At 63.6% G+C, this 764-nt stretch carries 1 protein-coding gene; it reads left to right on the forward strand.

What is annotated here, in order from left to right; all coding sequences use genetic code 11:
• On the forward strand, positions 1–764 hold a 764-nt coding region (gene argH / locus BJP35_RS23790; protein ID WP_086463602.1), incomplete at both ends, for an argininosuccinate lyase.

Genomic DNA, 764 nt, shown 5'->3' on the forward strand with positions numbered 1-764 from the left:
TGGCCTGGTCGAAGGCGCTGGTGACCGTTAACGTGTTGACGGCAACGGAGCAACAGCAGCTGGAGCAGGCGCTGAATGCGCTACTGACGGAGGTCCAGGCCGATCCTTTGGCGATCGTCCAAAGCGATGCCGAAGACATCCACAGCTGGGTGGAGCAGAAGCTGATCGAGAAGGTCGGCGATTTGGGCAAGAAGCTGCACACCGGCCGCAGCCGCAACGATCAGGTCGCGACCGATCTGAAGCTGTGGTGCAAACAGCAAGTCGGCGATCTGCATCAGGCGATCGTCCAGCTGCAGCAGGCGCTGGTGGAGACCGCCGAAGCCAACCAGGATGCGGTGATGCCGGGGTATACCCACCTGCAACGCGCGCAGCCGGTGACTTTCGCGCACTGGTGCCTGGCCTATGTCGAGATGCTGGCGCGCGATGAGAGCCGCCTGCAGGATACCCTGAAACGGCTGGACGTCAGCCCGCTGGGCAGCGGCGCGCTGGCCGGCACCGCTTATCCTATCGATCGCGAGCAGCTGGCCGGCTGGCTGGGCTTCGCCTCGGCGACCCGCAACAGCCTGGACAGCGTATCCGATCGCGATCACGTGCTGGAGCTGCTGTCCAACGCCGCCATCAGCATGGTGCACCTGTCGCGCTTCGCCGAAGACCTGATCTTCTTCAACAGCGGTGAAGCGGCGTTTGTCGAGCTGTCCGACCGCGTGACCTCCGGTTCTTCGCTGATGCCGCAGAAGAAAAACCCGGACGCGCTGGAGCTTATC

This window comes from Enterobacter sp. J49 (assembly GCF_002148625.1).
Lineage (GTDB): Bacteria > Pseudomonadota > Gammaproteobacteria > Enterobacterales > Enterobacteriaceae > Enterobacter > Enterobacter ludwigii.